This is a genomic window from Delftia sp. DLF01 (assembly GCF_014852125.1).
In the GTDB taxonomy this organism is placed as follows: Bacteria; Pseudomonadota; Gammaproteobacteria; order Burkholderiales; family Burkholderiaceae_C; genus Comamonas; species Comamonas acidovorans.
In genome coordinates this window covers 116,092-134,068 of record NZ_JACVAZ010000007.1, presented here as the reverse complement: position 1 = coordinate 134,068, position 17,977 = coordinate 116,092, and the positions used below count along the sequence as shown (strand labels likewise).

The following is a 17,977-nucleotide window of genomic DNA, read 5'->3' as shown; positions in this document are numbered from 1 at the left end:
GCAACGACGTGCCACGGCCCGGGACAAAGGCGTCACCCCGCGCGCAGCCATCGGCCGCGCAGCGTGGGGACGCCTTTTTTGTTTTCCGAACCGCAACGGGGGCACGATGAAAAAATCCAGGCTGGTGATGGTGGGCAACGGCATGGCCGGCGTGCGCACGCTGGAGGAGCTGCTCAAGATCGCGCCCGACCTCCACGAGATCACGGTATTCGGGGCCGAGCCCCACCCCAACTACAACCGCATCATGCTGTCGCCCGTGCTGGCGGGCGAGCAGCGGCTGGACGAGATCATCCTCAACGACTGGTCCTGGTATGCGCAGCACGGCATCACCCTGCATGCGGGCTGCCGCGTGCACGCAGTCGACCGGGCGCGCCGCGTGGTGCACGCCGTGGACGCGGCCGGACAGCCGGTGAGCGCCGAGTACGACCGGCTGATCCTGGCCACGGGCTCGCGCCCCTTCATGCTGCCCGTGCCCGGGCGCGAGCTGGAAGGCGTGCTGGGCTACCGCGACATTGCCGACACCCAGGCCATGATCGCGGCGGCCGCCAGACACCGCCATGCCGTGGTCATCGGCGGCGGCCTGCTGGGCCTGGAGGCCGCCAACGGACTCATGAAGCGCGGCATGGACGTTACCGTGGTGCATGCGGGCGAGCGCCTGCTGGACCGCCAGCTGGACGAAACCGCCGCCGCCTTGCTGCAGGCCTCGCTGGCCGAGCGCGGCATGCGCTTTCTGATGCAGGCCCAGACCCGGGCGCTGACGGGCGACGGCCAGGGCCGCGTGGCCTGCGTGCACCTGCAGGACGGGCGCGAGGCACCGGCCTCGCTGGTGGTCATGGCCGTGGGCATCCGGCCCGAGACCACGCTGGCCGAGCAGATGCACCTGCACGTGCAGCGCGGCATCGTGGTCAGCGACACGCTGCAGACCGTGACCGACCCGCGCATCTACGCCGTGGGCGAGTGCGCGGCGCACCGGGGCGTGGCCTACGGGCTGGTGGCGCCCCTGTTCGAGCAGGGCAAGGTGCTGGCCAACCACCTGGCGGAGATGGGCATCGGCCGCTATCCGGGCTCGCAGACCTCGGCCAAGCTCAAGGTCACGGGCATCCATCTGTTCAGCGCGGGCGACTTCCGCGGCGACGAGGGCACGGAGGAAATCGTGCTCAGCGACCCCGGCGCGGGCGTATACCGCAAGCTTGTGCTGCGCGGTGACAGGCTGGTCGGCGCCTGCCTGTATGGCGACACCGAGGACGGCGGATGGTACTTCCGCCTGTTGCGCGATGGCGTGGCAGTGCAGGAACTGCGCGACCGCCTCATGTTCGGCGAAAGTCAAGCCAGCAAGGCCAATCAGGCCGACCCGGCCAGCGGCGCGTGACGGCGCCCGTGCCCTGCCCCTCCCTCATCCACCCCAGGCCCACCATGCAAGAAACCCGATCCACCTGCCCCTATTGCGGCGTAGGCTGCGGCGTCCTCATCGAAAGCGATGGTGCGCGCATCACGGGCGTGCGTGGCGATCCGGCGCACCCCGCCAACCACGGCCGCCTGTGCACCAAGGGCAGCACCCTGCACCTGACGGCCTCGCCCGCCCTGGCACGGCAGACGCGGCTGCTGCAGCCCGCGCTGCGTGCCACGCGCGGCGCGGCGCCCCAGGATGTGGGCTGGGATGCCGCACTGGACCTGGCCGCCGGCAGGCTGGCCTCCATCGTGCAGGAGCACGGCCCCGACGCCGTGGGCCTGTATGTGAGCGGCCAGTTGCTGACCGAGGACTACTACGTCTTCAACAAGCTGGCCAAGGGCCTGATCGGCACCAACAACATCGACACCAATTCGCGCCTGTGCATGAGCAGCGCCGTGGCCGGCTACAAGCTCACGCTGGGCGCCGACGCGCCACCGGCCTGCTACGAGGATGTGGACCATGCGGACTGCCTTTTCATCGCGGGCAGCAACGCGGCATGGGCGCATCCCGTGCTCACGCGGCGCATCGAGCAGGCGCGTGCCGCGCGGCCGCAGATGAAGATCATCGTGGCCGACCCGCGCCGCACCGACACGGCCGGCATGGCCGACCTCTTCCTGCCGCTGCGCCCCGGCAGCGACACCCTGCTGTTCCACGGCATGCTGCACATCATGGAACTGGAAGGCTGGCTGGACCAGGCCTACATCGCACGCCACACCAGCGGCTTTGCCGACCTGCAGGCCCTGGTGCGGGAGGCCACGCCCGAGCGCGTGGGCGAGCTCTGCGGCCTGCCTCGGCACGATCTGTTCCAGGCCGCGCAATGGTTTGCGCTGGGCGGGGATGCACGCGACGACGCCGCCCGTGGCGCCACGCTGAGCCTGTACTGCCAGGGCCTGAACCAGAGCAGCAACGGCACGGCCAAGAACGCCGCGCTGATCGGCCTGCACCTGGCCACGGGCCAGATCGGGCGCGCAGGCGCGGGGCCGTTCTCGCTCACGGGTCAGCCCAATGCCATGGGCGGGCGCGAGGTGGGCGGGCTGGCCAATCTGCTGTCGGCCCACCGCGACCTGGCCAACCCGGCCCACCGCGCCGAAGTGGCCGCACTGTGGGGCGTGGACGCCGTGCCGCCCCGCCCCGGCAAGACCGCCGTGGAGATGTTCGAGGCCGCCGCCGAGGGCGAGATCCGCGCGCTGTGGATAGCCTGCACCAACCCTGCGCAAAGCATGCCCGACCAGGCCCTGGTGCGACGCGCGCTGCAGCGGGCCGAATTCGTCATCGTGCAGGAGGCCTTTGCCACCACCGCCACCTGCGCCTACGCCGACCTGCTGCTGCCTGCCACCACCTGGGGCGAGAAGATCGGCACGGTGACCAACAGCGAAAGGCGCATCTCGCGCGTGCGCCCCGCCGTGGCCGCACCCGGCGCCGCGCGCCATGACTGGCGCATTGCCGTGGACTGCGCGCGGCGCATGGAGGCACGGCTGCGCCCGGGCCGGCCCAGCCTCTTCCCCTACGACACCGAAGACGCCGCTGCCGGCGCCCAGGCCATCTGGAATGAGCACCGCGAGAGCACGCGCGGGCGTGACCTGGACATCACCGGCCTGTCCTGGGATCTGCTGGACGCGCAAGGCCCCCAGCAATGGCCGCTGCCCGAAGGCGCAGCCCAGGGCCGCGCACGGCTCTACGAAGACGGCCGCTTTCCCACGCCCGATGGCCGCGCACGCTTTGCCCTGCTGCCCTGGCAGCCGCTGGCCGAGCCGCCCGATGCGCACTATCCCTTCAGCCTGACCACGGGCCGGCTGCGCGACCAGTGGCACGGCATGAGCCGCACGGGCCAGCTGGGCCGCTTGTTCAGCCATGCGGCCGAGCCCTGCCTGCAAATGCACCCGCGGGACATGGCCGAGCGCGGCCTGCGCGCGGGCGACCTGGTGCAGATGAGCAGCCGGCGCGGCGCCCTGCTGGTGCCGGTGCAGCCCGACGACACGCTGACGCCCTCCCAGCTCTTCATGGCCATGCACTGGGGCGGCGAGTACCTGGGCGGCACTTCAATGGGCGGCGTCAATGCCCTGACCACACCGGCCTTGTGCCCCGGCTCCAAGCAGCCCGAACTCAAGCACACGGCCGTGAAGCTGCAAAAGGCCGAACTGCCCTGGACCCTGCTGGCCATGGCCTGGCTGCCCGAGGACCGGGTGCTGGCCGTGCGCGAGCAGTTGTCCGCCCTCATGCCGCACTTCGGCTTTGCCAGCTGCGTGCCCTTCGGCAATGCCGTCCCGCTGCAGGACGCCGCCCGGGCCCGGCACGGCGTGCTGCTGCGCGCCGCCGCGCATGAGGCGCCGGGCGAGGCCGTCCTCGCACGGATCGAATCCCTGCTGGGCCTGGATGCCGCCGACACCCTGCGCTACAGCGACCGCCGCCGCCAGCACAGCCGCGCGCTGCGGCTGGACCGCCACAGCCTGTCCACCACGGTCGAGGCCCTGCTGCTGGCGGGCGACACGCGCGCGGGCAGCTGGCTGTCCACCCTGCTGCAGGACCAGATGCCGGCACAGGACTATGGCCGCCTGCTGCTCATGCCCTCGGGCTCGGCGCCGCTGGCCATCCAGCCGCGTGCGCGCCAGGTCTGTACCTGCTTCGATGTGGACGAGACCGCCATCGCAGGCGCACTTGCGCGCTGCGATGGCAGCGACGACGCTCGCCTGGCCGCGCTGCAGGGCCAGTTGCGCTGCGGCACCAATTGCGGCTCCTGCCTGCCCGAGCTCAAGCGCCTGGTGCGCCACATACCCCTGGCGAAGAGCCAGGAGGCCGCATGAAAGAGGCGATTGAACAACGGGTTTGCATATATAGCGAAAAGTAATGAAACCTGCGGGAAAATATGCCCCCACAGGATTCCACCCACGATTGCAACGCCATGGGCATCAGCCAATACATCAAGGAAATAGGCCGCGGCGCACGCGGAGCCAAGGCGCTGGAGCGCCCGCAGGCGTCCGACCTGTTCGGCCAGGTGCTGGACGGCGGCGTCAGCGACCTGGAGATCGGGGCCTTTTGCATCGCCATGCGCATCAAGGGCGAGACCGTCGAGGAGATGAGCGGCTTCCTGGACGCCGTGCATGCGCGCGTCGCCCGTTTTCCCGCCTCGGCCCATGGCCGCCCCGTGATCGTGCTGCCCAGCTACAACGGCGCGCGCCGCCTGCCCGTGCTCACGCCCCTGCTGGCCCTGCTGCTGGCACGCGAAGGCCTGCCCGTGCTGCTGCACGGCATGCGCACCGAGGCGCGCCGCATCCTGGCCAGCGATGTGCTGCAGGCCCTGGGCATTGCGCCGCTGCCATCTCCCCAGGCCCTGGCCGGCGGCCAGGTGGCCCATATCCATACCGAGCATCTGCACCCGGCCCTGGCGCGCCTGTTGTCCGTGCGCGAGGTCATCGGCCTGCGCAACCCGGGCCACAGCGTGGTCAAGCTGCTGGCGCCCTGCGACGGCCCCTGCCTGCTGGTGACGGCCTACACCCATCCCGAGTACCTGCCCATGCTGCACGGCACCTTCGGGACGCTGGGCATGAATGTCCTGCTCTCGCGCGGGCTGGAAGGCGAGGTCGCGGCCGACCCGCGCCGGCTGCCGCGCTACGACGGCTTTGTGGCAGGCGCCCACCAGCTGCTGGCCGAGCAGCAAAGCGGCACCGCCTCCGACGTGCCGGGCCTGCCCGCCGAGATCGACGTGGACACCACGGCGCGCTACACCGAAGACGTGCTCGCGGGCCGGCTGCCCGTGCCTCCCGCGCTCACACGCCAGGTGGAACACATCGTCCACCTTGCCGATCAGATTCGCTGAATACCCCAGAAAAAACGGAGCCCCGCCATGACGACCCCGTCCCACACCCCTGCGAACACCGCCCGGCGCGGCACCTGCACCCTGGTCGGCGCCGGCCCCGGCGACCCGGAGCTGCTGACCATCAAGGCCCTCAAGGCCATACAGGCTGCCACCGTGCTGCTGGTCGATGACCTGGTCAGCGACGCCATCGTGGCCCATGCCGCGCCCACGGCGCGCATCGTCTACGTGGGCAAGCGCGGCGGCTGCAAGAGCACGCCCCAGGCCTTCATCGAAAAGCTCATGCTGAGCGCCGTGCAGGAGGGCGAGACCGTGGTGCGCCTGAAGGGCGGCGACCCCTTCATCTTCGGGCGCGGCGGCGAAGAGGTGGAGCACCTGCGCGAAGCGGGCGTCGAGGTCCAGGTCATCAACGGCATCACTGCTGGCCTGGCCGGGCTCACCAGCCTGGGCGCCCCGCTCACGCACCGCGACCGGGCGCACGGCGTGGTCTTCATCACGGGCCACGCCAAGCCCGGCGACAGCGGCACCGACTGGCGCCAGCTGGCCGCCACCGCGCGCGATGCGCGGCTCACCCTGGTGATCTACATGGGCGTGAGCAGCGTGGAGCACATCCGCGCCGAGCTGCTCAATGGCCTGCCCGCAGCCACGCCCGTGGCCGTGATCCAGCACGCCAGCCTGCCACAGCAGCGCCACGCGCTGACCACGCTGGGCGCGCTGGTGGAGTGCATTGCCGACACGGGCCTGGGCAGCCCCAGCGTCATCGTCGTTGGCGATGTGGTCCATGGCGTACGGGCAATGGCCGAGCCTCAGACGCAGCTCAACGCTGCGGTTGCAGCCGCCTGAGTGCGAGATTGCTGCAATCAAAAATCTATCGATTCATAAAAGTCATTAGTTTTCATTAAAAATCCCCTGTTGGCTGCCGAAACGGCGTTTAGACCGTTTTGGCAGACCGTCAGCTCCGCCAGGCGGCGGTAGCGCCATCGGGGGATTCCATGAAAACACCAGGCCTTAATTTCACTTCCACAGCTGCGCAGATACGGCTGTCCGCATGGCGGCGCACGTGGTCGCCGCTGCTGGCCGGCTGCGCGCTGGGCATGGCCCTGCTCATGCCCGGCCTGGCTGGAGGCGCCGACATGGTGCTGGCCACGCGCGTCACGGCCGGTGCAAAACCCTGGCTCACGCCCGCGCACCGCCAGTGGCTGCAGGCGCGCGGGCCGCTGACCGTGGGCATTTCCCTGCCCGACCATCCTCCCCTGGAAATGATCGATGGCGAGCGCTTCCAGGGCATCACGGCCGACCACCTGGGACTGCTGTTTCCCGCGCCGGTGCGCTTCAAGACCTATGGATCGCGCGTGGCCGTGCTCGATGCGCTGCGGCGCGGCGAGATCGACCTGGCCTGCGAGGGCACCGAGCTGGAGGCCGAACGCGCCGACCTGGCCCTGAGCGTGCCCTACCTGCCCAGCCAGCCCGTGCTGGTGTCGCTCTCGCATGCGCCCTTCGACGCGGAGCGCCGGGGCGCGCGGCTGGCCATGACGCCCGACCAGCTGTTGCGCTCCCAGGTTGCGGCCGCCTATCCTCTCAGCGAGCTGCTGACCTATGAAACACCCCGCCGCGCGCTGGAGGCGCTGAGCCTGGGCGAGATCGATGGCTTCGTCGGCGACACGGTCACGGTGCACTACCTGATCCAGGCCAACTACCTGCTCAACCTGCGCGTGCAGGGCTTTGCCCCCATAGAGAGCCGGGGCTTCGGCATGCTGGTGCGGCATGACGATACGCAGCTGAAGGCCTATCTGGACCAGGCCCTGCCCGCCATCACCTTGCAGCATGGCGACGACATTCTGCACAGCTGGAGCGGCAGCCGCCGTCCGCTGCTGGGAAGCGACCGCGTGGCCCTGACACCCTCTGAAAAGCAATGGCTGGATGCCCATCCCCGCATTCCCGTGGTGCTCAACAGCTCGCTGGGATCGCTGGGAAAGCTGAATGCCGACCGCCAGGCCGAGGGCATAGGACCCGACTACCTGGACCTGATCAGCCACCGCGCCGGCCTGCAGTTCGACTACGTGACCGCACGCAACTACACCGAACTCGAGGCCATTCTGGGCTCGGGCAAGGCCCTGCTCACCCCCGTCTACACCTCGCCGCCGATTGCATCGCCCGATATCAAGCTGCTGCCGCCCTACCTGCGCAGCGCGGTGGTGGTGCTGGCCCGGCCCGAGGCGAACGCGGGCACACAGCGTGACAAGGGCATACACCACCTGCAGGGACTGGAGGGCAAGCGCGTGGCCATGGTGGCTGGCTTCTTCCTGGAGGACACGGTGCGCCGCGAGCATCCGCGCATACGGCTGCAGCTGTATCCCGACCTGGCCCAGGCCCTGGCCAGCGTGGCAGCCGATGACAGCGATGCCTTCGTCGGCAACGACTACGCAGCGCGCTATGCCAACGCCCAGCAATTGGGCAACCAGTTGCAGCTCACCGGCATCCTGGAGGACTACACCCGCCCCGTGAGCCTGGCCGTGCATGCCGCCGAGCCCGAGCTTCTGAGCATTCTGGAGAAGGCCCAGCTGTCCATCTCACCCGAAGAAATGGCCGAAATCGTGCGCCTGTGGGCGCCGCGCGATAGCGGCAGCGGCACGCGCTTTTGGCGCGAGCACCGCCAGCGCCTGCTGCTGCTGCTGGCAGCGCTGGCGCTGGCCACGGCCACCTCCCTGGTCTGGGGCTTTTACCTGAGCCGCCAGATGCGCAGGACGCGCCGTGCCGAGCGGCGCGCCGAGGCCGCCAACCGGGCCAAAAGCCTGTTCCTGTCCACCACCAGCCACGAGATACGCACGCCACTGAGCGCCATCATCGGCCTGCTGGAGCTGGCGCAGGACCGCGAAAAACTCGGCCTGCCCCACCGCGATACGCTGGCCGCGGCCCACAAGGCCTCCCAGGGCATGCTCCTGCTGCTGGGCAATGTGCTGGACCTGCACCGCATCGAGTCGGGCCACATCGACTCCACGCCCCAGCCCGTGGCGCTGCGGCCGCTGATCGAAGACATGGCCCCGCTGCTGCAGGGCCTGGCGCACGGCAAGCGGCTGTCGCTGCGCACCCAGGTTGGCAAGGGCGTGGACCACAGCGTGACGGCAGACCCGCTGCACCTCAAGCAGGTGCTGTTCAACCTGCTGAGCAATGCCATCAAATTCACCGAACGCGGCAGCGTCACCCTGCGCGCGCAAGGCACCCGCCGCCATGACCGCCTGCTGCTGCAGATGGAGGTGGAGGACACCGGCATCGGCATTGCCCCGCAGGACCAGGCCCGGCTGTTCAAGCCCTTTTCGCAGGTGCCGGGCGCCCATCAGGACCAGGCCTTCGGCAGCGGCCTGGGCCTGAGCATCACGCGCCGCCTGCTGGAGCACATGGGGGGGACCATCACCCTGGAGAGCATGCCGGGCCGGGGCTCACGCTTCACGGTCAGGTTGAGCCTGCCGCTGGTGGAGCTGGACGACAGGCCTTCGGCCGAAGAGGTATTGCCCCGGCTCATGCCCGCGCCCCTGGAGCTGCGTGCAAAGGCCGATACAGGCACCGAGCCCCTGCCCGAAGTCCCGGCCGAGCCGGAACTCAGAATCCTGGCCGTGGAAGACTATATGTTCAATCGCGAGCTGCTCAAGAGCCAGCTCACCGCGCTGGGCCACGGCATCTCGCTGGCCGGCGATGGACAGGAGGCCTGGGCGCGTTGCCTGGCCGAGTCCTTTGATCTCATCATCACCGACGGCCGCATGCCGATCATGGACGGCTTCGAGTTCATCCGGCGCCTGCGTCGGCGGGAAGCCGAAAACCAGCTGCGCCGCTGCCGCGTGATTGCGCTGACCGCCAGTCCGGAGGCGTCCGAGGCCCTGCGCTACCTGCAGGCCGGTGCCGACGAGGTGCTGTCCAAGCCGGCCTCCATGGAAGACCTCAGGCGCGTCATCGAGCAGGTGCGGGACGAGTTGCAGGGCAGCGCGCCCGGCACCTTGCATCGGCCGCCCGCCGCACCCTCCACGCTCAGCCCGGCTTGACCGAGCTGCTGGCCGTCACGCGGCTTTGCTCGAAGCGCTGGGCCAGCTCGCGGCGCAGGTCCTTGCGGATCAGCGCGGCCTGCCAGCGGCGCTTTTCCTCGTCGGTGGCCGGCACCAGCGTGGGCACGGGCGCAGGCTGCTTGTTCTCGTCCACCGCCACCATGGTGAAAAAGCAGCTGTTGACATGGCGCACCACCTGGGTGCGGATGTCCTCGGCCACCACCTTGATGCCGATTTCCATCGACGACTTGCCCGTGTGGTTGACGCTGGCCAGGAAGGTCACCAGCTCGCCCACGTGGATGGGCTGCAGGAACATCACCTGGTCCACGCTCAGCGTGACCACATAGCGGCCCGCGTAGCGGCTGGCGCAGGCATAGGCCACCTGGTCGAGCTGCTTGAGAACGGCGCCGCCATGGACGTTGCCCGAAAAGTTCGCCATGTCGGGCGACATGAGCACGGTCATGCTCAGCTGGTGCGATGGGAAATTCATCGCTGGATTTTAGGTCCCCCCTGAGTCGCTGCGCGCCTTCCCCCAGAGGGGGACGACACCCTCGGTGCGGGGCGGCCCTTCCTCGGTGTCCCTGGCTTCAGGACACGCCAGTTTCACAGGGCACGCGAAGGGCTGGCACAAGTGCGCGAGAATGGGCGCCCTTTTGCCCCCCGAGTGACGTTTTTGTGACCTCTTCCCTCTCTTTCGACGCCATCGTCATCGGCGCCGGCGCGGCCGGTCTGTTCTGTGCGGCCCAGGCCGGACAGCGTGGCCTGTCGGTGCTGCTCCTGGACCACGCGGAGAAGGTGGCCGAGAAGATCCGCATCTCGGGCGGCGGCCGTTGCAACTTCACCAACCGCGACCTGGACGTGCGTGCGCCGCACAAGCACTTCGTGGGCTGCAACCCGCAGTTCTGCCGCTCGGCCCTGTCGCGCTACACGCCGGCCGACTTCATCGCGCTGATGGACAGGCACGGCATTGCCCACCATGAAAAGCACAAGGGCCAGCTGTTCGCCGACCGCTCGGCCGAGGACATCATCGCCATGCTGCTGGCCGAATGCCAGGCCGGCGGCGTGCAGCGCTGGCAGCCCTGCAAGGTCGATTCCGTCGCGCATGCGGATGGCCAGTACCGCCTGCAGACCAGCCGTGGCGCCGTGCAGGCGCCCAGCCTGGTCATCGCCACGGGCGGCCTGTCCATTCCCAAGATCGGCGCCACCGACTTCGGCTACCGCCTGGCCCAGCAGTTCGACCTGCCCCTGGTCGAGCGCACGCCGGGCCTGGTGCCGCTGACCTTCGATGGCGACGCCTGGGCCCCCTACGCCCAGCTCGCGGGTCTGGCCCTGCCCGTGGAGATCAGCACCGGCAGCAAGAAGGAACGCATGGCCTTCATGGAAGACCTGCTGTTCACGCACCGCGGCCTGTCCGGCCCCGCCGTGCTGCAGATCTCTAGCTACTGGAAGCCCGGCACGCCCCTGTGCATCAACCTCGCCCCCGAGGTGGACCTGCAGGACGAATTGCTCAAGGCCAAGTCGCGCTCGCGCAAGCTCATCGCCAACGAACTGGCGCAGTGGCTGCCCTCGCGCCTGGCCGATGCCTGGGTACAGCAGGACGCGGCCTGGCAGCGCCCCATTGCCGAAGCCTCGGACAAGGCCCTGAACCAGCTGGCCGAGCGCCTGTCGCGCTGGGAGATCGTGCCCACCGGCACCGAAGGCTACAAAAAGGCCGAAGTGACGCTGGGCGGCGTGGACACGCGTGCGCTTTCGCAACAGACCATGGAATGCAAGACCCAGCCCGGCCTGTACTGCATCGGCGAAGTGGTGGACATCACCGGTTGGCTGGGCGGATACAACTTCCAATGGGCCTGGGCCAGCGGGTATGCGTGCGCGCAGGCCTTGCCTTGTGCGTGATTTGTCAGATCGCTTTCGTCTCGCGTATAATCGCCCGCTTTGCTGGCAATTGCCCCGTCGGCCAATACTAGTTAACTATTGACGGGGACCAACCGCTGAACATGGCTCTCAGGCCCGATCTTCCCGAGAACCCGCTGTCAGCACAGATATCTGGAAATCTAGCTAATGACCACCATCCGCGTAAAAGAAAACGAGCCCTATGAAGTTGCCCTGCGCCGCTTCAAGCGCACCATCGAAAAGCTCGGCCTGCTGACCGACCTGCGCGCTCGCGAGTTCTACGAGAAGCCCACATCCGAACGCAAGCGCAAGAAGGCTGCCGCCGTCAAGCGTCACTACAAGCGCGTTCGCAGCATGCAGCTGCCCAAGAAGCTGTACTGATCAGCCCTTGACCAGCCGGCTCTCGTCAGCCGCAAAACCCGCGCTCGGGACGCCAGGCGCGGGTTTTTTGTTTTTGTTTTTTGGTTTTTGTTTTCCGACGCCACTACCTCAGGAGAAATGCCATGAGCCTCAAGGCCCAGATCACCGAAGACATGAAGACCGCCATGCGCGCCAAGGACAGCGAACGCCTGGGCACCATCCGCCTGCTGCTGGCTGCGATGAAGCAAAAGGAAGTCGATGAGCGCGTCGAGCTCGACGACGCCGCCGTCATCGCCATCGTGGACAAGCTGATCAAGCAGCGCAAGGACAGCATCGCCGCCTTCGAGGGCGCGGGCCGCCAGGACCTGGCCGACAAGGAAAAGGCCGAAATGGCCGTGCTGACCGCCTACCTGCCCGCACGCATGTCGGCCGAGGAAGTGGCCACCGCCGTGAAGGCCATCGTGGCCGAGCTGGGTGCCTCCGGCCCCGGCGACATGGGCAAGGTCATGGGCGCGGTCAAGGCGCAGCTGGCTGGCAAGGCCGACATGGGCCAGGTGTCCGCTGCCGTCAAGGCCGCCCTGGCAGGTTGAGCCTGCTGCGGCAGCCGCGCCCTTTTCAGGACGCTGCTGCCGCCCATTCCTGCTGAAAGTGCTCCTGCAGGAATTCGACACAGACACGCACCTTGGCCGACAGCTGCAGCCGCGTCGGATAGACCGCCCAGACATTGGCCTCCTGCCGCCATTCGGGCAAGAGCTGCACCAGGCGCCCTGCCTGCAGATGGGCGCCCACATCCCACAACGAGCGCAGCGCAATGCCGCGCCCATCCACGGCCCACTGCACCACCATCTCCCCGTTGTTGGCCGACAGCGGCCCCGTGACCTTCACCGATTGCTCGGCAGCGCCCGCGCGCAGCCGCCACACGCCAAAGGCCTGGTCGCGCTCCTTGATGGCCAGGCAGTCGTGGGCCGACAGCTCGGCCGGCGTGCGCGGCGTGCCACGGCGCGCCAGGTAGGCAGGCGCCGCGCACAGCACGCGGTGGTTGTCGGCCAGCCGCCGCGCAATCAGGTGGGGCGCAATCTCGTCGCCCACGCGCACATCCAGATCGAAGCCCTCCCCCGCCACATCCACCAGCCGGTCGAACACATCCAGCCGCACCTGCAGCCCCGGATGGCGCTCCACCAGCCGGGACAGCGCCGGCGCGATCACATGCCGCCCGAAGCCGAAGCTGCTGCTCACGCGCAGCAGGCCGCGCGGCTCGCTGCGCGTGATGGCCACCTCCTGCATCAGCTGGTCCATGTCGTCGAGGATGCGCTGCGCCCAGTGGAATACGCGCTCGCCCTCCTCGGTCACGGCCACGCGGCGCGTGGTGCGGTGCAGCAGCTTCACGCCCAACTCCTGCTCCAGCAGGCGGATGCGCTTGCTCACATAGGCGGGCGATGCACCCAATTCCTCGGCCGCAGCGGCAAAGCCGGATTTGCGGGCCACCACGGTGAAGACACGCAGGTCTTCGGGAGCCGGTTGTTTATTCACGATCTGTAAACAATGGAACCACAGTTGGCCGATTGTATTTAGCCCTGGCGCAGCCAACAATGCCATGCATGCGGCCAGGCTTTCAGCGGCGCCGCTTCATATCCATCCATTCGATCCAAGGACAGACACCATGCAAGACACATTCAAGATCGCCGTCATCGCCGGTGACGGCATTGGCAAGGAAGTCATGCCCGAAGGCCTGCGCACGCTGGAGGCCGCCGCCAGCCGCTTTGCGATCAAGCTCGAATTCCACAATTTCGACTGGGCCCACTGCGACTACTACCTGGCCCACGGAAAAATGATGCCCGACGACTGGAAGGCGCAGCTCTCCGGCATGGACGCCATCTTCTTCGGTGCCGTGGGCTGGCCCGCCACCGTGCCCGACCATGTCTCGCTGTGGGGCTCGCTGCTCAAGTTCCGCCGCGAGTTCGACCAGTACATCAACCTGCGCCCCGTGCGCCTGTTCGAAGGCGTGCCCTGCCCGCTGGCCGGCCGCAAGCCCGGCGACATCGACTATTACGTGGTGCGCGAGAACACCGAAGGCGAATACACCTCGCTGGGCGGCATCATGTACGAGGGCACGGACCGCGAGATCGTGATCCAGGAATCGGTCTACTCGCGCAAGGGTGCCGAGCGCCTGCTCAAGTACGCCTTCGACCTGGCCCAAAGCCGCGAGCGCAAGCACGTCACCCTGGCCACCAAGAGCAACGGCATCGCCATCAGCATGCCCTGGTGGGACCAGCGCGCCGAGGACGTGGCCAAGGCCTACCCGGACGTCACGCTGGACAAGCAGCACATCGACATCCTGACCGCGCGCTTCGTGCTGCAGCCGGGCCGCTTCGACGTGGTGGCCGCCACCAACCTGTTCGGCGACATCCTCAGCGACCTGGGACCGGCCACCACGGGCACCATCGGCCTGGCCCCCTCGGCCAACCTCAACCCCGACCGCAGCTTCCCCAGCCTGTTCGAGCCCGTGCACGGCTCGGCCCCCGACATCTACGGCAAGAACATCGCCAACCCCATCGCCATGGTCTGGTCGGCAGCGCTGATGCTGGACTTCCTGACCCACGGCCAGGGCGCAGGCCGCGCGGCGCACGACGCCATCGTCTCGGCCATCGAGGAAGTCATCAGGAGCGGCCCCCGCACGCCCGACCTGGGCGGCACGGCCAGCACCACCGAAGTGGGCCAGGCCATCGCGGCGCAGATCGCGGGCAAGTAGGCCTCAGGGCTGCTGCGCCTGCCGGGGCCGGCGCACGGCCCTGATGCGGCCGCTTTCTCCGCCGCCGCAGAAGAAGCGGTCGCCGCCGTCGGACTCCAGCCCCGACACGCCGGTGCCGGCCGGCATCTCCAGCCGCTGCAGCACGGCACCGCTGTCCGGGTCCAGGCGCCGCAGATCGCTCTGGCCTTCTTCCCAGGTGCCGTGCCACAACTGGCCGTCCACCCAGGAGACGCCGGTGACGAAGCGGTTGGACTCCAGGGTGCGCAGCACCGCCCCGGTGTCGGGATCGATCTGATGGATCTTGCGGCCGTGGTACTGACCCACCCACAGCGAGCCCTCAGCCCAGGCCATTCCCGAATCGCCGGCATCGCCGCCGCCCCCGGGCGCAGGAATGGTGGCCAGCACGTGGCCGGTGGACAGGTCGATCTTCTGGATACGGTCATTGGCGATCTGGAACAGATGCCGGCCATCGAAGGCCGTGCCGGCATCGCCCGGCACAGGGATGCTGCGCACGATCCGGCCGCTGTCGGGGTCCAGCGCCTGCAGTTGGGTGCCGGTGGCGAACCAGACCTGGCTGCCGTCGTAGGACACCCCGTGCACGCAATCGATGCCGGGAAAGGGACCGTACTCGCGGATGATTTCTGCAGCTTCTGTCTTCATGCGGAACTCCTGGTTGCGTTGGTCAGCCCATGCTAGCCAGCCGGCAGCACAGCGGGGAGTAACAAAGTCGTCGTGAATCCCGGCGCAGGCCGGGCCACCCAGCGGCGGGCGCGTCCCCGGCCCACGGGCTGCGCCAGCGCGTCGCGCTCCAGCGCCTCCAGGATCCTCTGGACGCTGCGCTGGCTCGCGCCCAGTGCCTGGGCCAGCGCCGAACTGGCCCAGGCCTCGCCATCGGAGAGCAGCGCCAGCACCGGCCCGCACAGCACGCCCGGCGCACCTTCCACGGGCCGTGCCAGCACGGCCACCCGGGCCTGCCGGGGCGCCAGCACAAATCCCAGGGGCGTGGCGTGAACTTCTGCCAGCGGCCGCAGCAGGCGGCGCAGGCGGCCGATCTCGACACGCAGACGCGCACGGTACGAGTCATCGGCCTGCCGGGCGCGAAATACCTGCGCCACCAGCGCCTCGCGTGAGACATCGCCGGGCCAGGCCTCGCCCAGCGCGCGCGCCAGCGCAAACAGCACCGGGCGCCCCGCCAGCGAGACCGCCGCCGGTCCGGCGCGCACCGCATGGCGGCAGGCATCCACCACCAGCGCGCCCGAGGCCAGCAGGGTCCCGGCCTCATCCAGCGACAGCAGCTTCTGAGCCTGCGATCCGGCCGGCTCCCGCTCCAGCAGCACCGCAGCAGGCGCGTGCAGGGCCTGGGCGGCCTGCCCCACCTCGGCGGCCAGGGCTGCAATGCCGGCGGCGCCGGCCGCCTGCGCGGCATCGGCCAGCGCACTGTGCGCCGCACGGATGTCCAATCGGCGCATGGCGATACCCGCCAGGGCCAGGGCATGGAACGCCTGCAAGGCGGCAGGCAGCAGCGCGGGCCGCAGTCCGCCCAGCAGACCCTCGGCCTCGCCCAGGCGGCCCAGCAGCAGGCACCGGCGTACTTCCAGATAGCCCGCATGCGCGGCGTTCACGGGATCGCCATGCGCCTGCAGCACCGCCCGCGCCGCAACCAACCTGCGGGCCGGCCATGCCAGCTCGCGCAAGGCCAGTGCAATCTCGGCCTCGGCCACTACGCAGCGGGCGCGGGCCACAGCCTCATGGGGGCCGAAGGCGCGCGCAGCGCTGCGCAGCAAGGCCCGGGCCCGCACCAGATCGCCCAGTTGCGCCATGGCGATGCCACGCAGTGCCAGCGCGGGTGCATCGTCGCGCAGCGCCACCCGGTTCAGCGCGCCAAGGGGGTCGCCAACCGCGAGCGCACGGGCCGCCGCCGTGATCAGAGAATCCATGCCCATCCCATCCATCGTGTGCGGCACGGCTGTGCCTGCAATTCATCCCGGGCCAACGCACGGTCACGGCCCGGTCATCGGTGGGCGCTAGGCTGGGTCGCCAAACGCCCTGCCAAACGCTCTGCCACCCCCACTCCCCCGCCATGATGCTCCGCCGCCATCTTCTGCTGTCCGCCGCTGGCGGCTCGCTGCTGCCCTCCATCCTCCGGGCCCAGTCCGCACCCGCCGCCATCACGCGCGACGCGGCGCGGCCGCTGCTGCCCTCTGGCCTGCAAAGCGGCGATGTGCTGGCTGACCGCGCCATCGTCTGGGCGCGCGCCAGCCGCGATGCGCGCATGTGGATCGAATGGTCCACCACCTCCGGCTTTGCCAACCCCACGCGCGTGCGCGGGCCTGACCTGCTGATGGACAGCAGCGACGGCACGGGCCGCATCGACCTGCAGGGCCTGCCTGCGGGCCAGGACATCTTCTACCGCGTGGTGCTGGAGGACTTTGCCAGCGCCAATGTGCGCTCGCCCGCCGTGCAGGGGCACTTTCGTACGCCGCTGGCGGCGGGCATGCCCGCCACGCGGCCGCTGCGCCTGGTGTGGAGCGGAGACACCGCGGGCCAGGGCTTCGGCATCAACGAGGCCTTTGGCGGCATGCGCATCTACGAGGCCATGCGCAGGACCGACCCCGACGTGTTCCTGCACAGCGGCGACACCATCTATGCCGACGGCCCCATCGCCACAGAGATGAAGCTGCGCGACGGCACGCTGTGGAAGAACCTGGTCACGCCCGAGGTCGCCAAGGTGGCCGAGACGCTGGACGAATTCCGGGGCCGCCACCGCTACAACCTCATGGACGCCAACGTGCGCGCCCTGGGCAGCGAGGTCGCCCAGATCTGGCAGTGGGACGACCACGAGGTCACCAACAACTACTCGGACAGCAAGAGCGTGGCCAACGACGCGCGCTACACCGAAAAGAACGTGCAGCTGCTGGCGGCGCGCGGCCAGCGCGCCTTCATGGAATACGCGCCCATGCGTCCCTTCGGCGCGGCCATGCACCAGCGCCTGTACCGCCGCCTGCCCCAGGGCCCGCTGGCCGACATCTTCGTGATCGACATGCGCAGCCACCGCGGCCCCAACAGCTACAACCTGCAGGCGGCCGAAGGCCCGGACACCGACATGCTGGGCCGCCCCCAGGTACAGTGGCTGCTGGACGGCCTCAAGCGCAGCCGCGCCACCTGGAAGCTGATCGCCAGCGACATGCCCATCAGCCTCTTCGTGCCCGATGGCAAGGATGCCGAGGGCCGCGCCCAGTGGGAGGCCGTGGCCAATGGCGAGCATGGCGCACCCCGGGGCCGCGAGCTGGAGATGGCGCGCCTGCTCAAGGGCATCAAGGACGCGGGCATCCACAACGTGGTCTGGCTCACGGCCGACGTGCACTACACGGCGGCCCACCATTTCAGCCCCGAGCGCGCCAGCTTCCAGGACTTCGACCCGTTCTGGGAATTCGTCTCCGGTCCGCTGAATGCCGGCGGCTTCGGCCCCAACGAGATGGACAGGACCTTTGGCGGCGAAGTCGTGTTCCAGAAAAGCGCGGGCCACGCCAACTCCGCGCCCAGCGAAGGCTTCCAGTTCTTCGGCCAGCTCGACATAGACCACCGCAGCCAGGCGCTGACCGTGGTGCTCAAGGACCTGGACGGCAAGGCGCTGTACACGAAGACGCTGGAGCCGCAGCGCAGCTGAGCCTGCCGCCTGG

Annotated in this window: 14 protein-coding genes; 10 read left to right on the top strand and 4 right to left on the bottom strand. The window is 69.1% G+C overall.

The features are described 5' to 3' along the window. Positions 1–106 precede the first annotated feature (106 nt). The 5 genes from IB269_RS27865 (at position 107) to IB269_RS27845 (ending at position 9,295) form a co-directional block, all read left to right on the top strand. Complete coding sequence (locus IB269_RS27865; protein WP_192368850.1) at positions 107–1,369, top strand: NAD(P)/FAD-dependent oxidoreductase; 1,263 nt, start codon at positions 107–109, stop codon at positions 1,367–1,369. 44 nt (positions 1,370–1,413) lie between these two features. Then, a complete protein-coding gene (locus IB269_RS27860) occupies positions 1,414–4,251 on the top strand; it encodes a nitrate reductase (protein ID WP_192368849.1) in 2,838 nt (945 codons plus the stop codon). Positions 4,252–4,349: 98 nt separating this feature from the next. Next, entirely contained in the window at positions 4,350–5,264 is a 915-nt protein-coding gene (gene ybiB / locus IB269_RS27855) for a DNA-binding protein YbiB (protein ID WP_192368848.1), read from the top strand. 27 nt (positions 5,265–5,291) lie between these two features. Then, complete coding sequence (cobA, locus tag IB269_RS27850; RefSeq protein ID WP_192368847.1) at positions 5,292–6,104, top strand: uroporphyrinogen-III C-methyltransferase; 813 nt, start codon at positions 5,292–5,294, stop codon at positions 6,102–6,104. A gap of 149 nt (positions 6,105–6,253) precedes the next feature. After that, positions 6,254–9,295, top strand: a complete 3,042-nt coding sequence (locus IB269_RS27845) for an ATP-binding protein (RefSeq protein ID WP_225614324.1) — start codon at positions 6,254–6,256, stop codon at positions 9,293–9,295. Here IB269_RS27845 and IB269_RS27840 read toward each other — a convergent pair. Continuing rightward, positions 9,282–9,785, bottom strand: a complete 504-nt coding sequence (locus tag IB269_RS27840) for an acyl-CoA thioesterase (RefSeq protein ID WP_013803479.1) — start codon at positions 9,783–9,785, stop codon at positions 9,282–9,284. The genes IB269_RS27845 and IB269_RS27840 overlap by 14 nt on opposite strands. Positions 9,786–9,970: 185 nt before the next feature. Here IB269_RS27840 and IB269_RS27835 point away from each other — a divergent pair, with 185 nt between their 5' ends. From IB269_RS27835 to IB269_RS27825, 3 genes are all read left to right on the top strand, one after another. Beyond that, a complete protein-coding gene (locus IB269_RS27835) occupies positions 9,971–11,191 on the top strand; it encodes an NAD(P)/FAD-dependent oxidoreductase (protein ID WP_192368846.1) in 1,221 nt (406 codons plus the stop codon). A 165-nt stretch (positions 11,192–11,356) separates the two neighbouring features. After that, positions 11,357–11,569, top strand: coding sequence for a 30S ribosomal protein S21 (gene rpsU / locus IB269_RS27830; RefSeq protein ID WP_012204283.1), 213 nt, complete (start codon positions 11,357–11,359; stop codon positions 11,567–11,569). A 122-nt stretch (positions 11,570–11,691) separates the two neighbouring features. Beyond that, positions 11,692–12,138, top strand: a complete 447-nt coding sequence (locus tag IB269_RS27825) for a GatB/YqeY domain-containing protein (RefSeq protein WP_012204282.1) — start codon at positions 11,692–11,694, stop codon at positions 12,136–12,138. A 25-nt stretch (positions 12,139–12,163) separates the two neighbouring features. On the opposite strand, the gene IB269_RS27820 is transcribed toward IB269_RS27825, so the two are convergent. Further along, on the bottom strand, positions 12,164–13,078 hold the full coding sequence (locus IB269_RS27820; protein ID WP_170962064.1) for a LysR substrate-binding domain-containing protein: 915 nt from the start codon (positions 13,076–13,078) through the stop codon (positions 12,164–12,166). 130 nt (positions 13,079–13,208) lie between these two features. Between IB269_RS27820 and IB269_RS27815 the strand changes: the two genes are divergently transcribed. Then, entirely contained in the window at positions 13,209–14,297 is a 1,089-nt protein-coding gene (locus IB269_RS27815; protein WP_192368845.1) for a tartrate dehydrogenase, read from the top strand. 3 nt (positions 14,298–14,300) lie between these two features. Here IB269_RS27815 and IB269_RS27810 read toward each other — a convergent pair whose 3' ends face one another. After that, positions 14,301–14,957: a glutaminyl-peptide cyclotransferase gene (locus IB269_RS27810; protein ID WP_123692347.1), complete on the bottom strand. Its 657-nt coding sequence runs from the start codon at positions 14,955–14,957 to the stop codon at positions 14,301–14,303. A gap of 32 nt (positions 14,958–14,989) precedes the next feature. After that, positions 14,990–16,234, bottom strand: a complete 1,245-nt coding sequence (locus tag IB269_RS27805; RefSeq protein ID WP_192368844.1) for a helix-turn-helix domain-containing protein — start codon at positions 16,232–16,234, stop codon at positions 14,990–14,992. A gap of 143 nt (positions 16,235–16,377) precedes the next feature. On the opposite strand from IB269_RS27805, the gene IB269_RS27800 reads away from it, so the two are divergent. Next, on the top strand, positions 16,378–17,964 hold the full coding sequence (locus IB269_RS27800) for an alkaline phosphatase D family protein (RefSeq protein ID WP_192368843.1): 1,587 nt from the start codon (positions 16,378–16,380) through the stop codon (positions 17,962–17,964). The last annotated feature ends 13 nt before the right edge of the window (positions 17,965–17,977 follow it).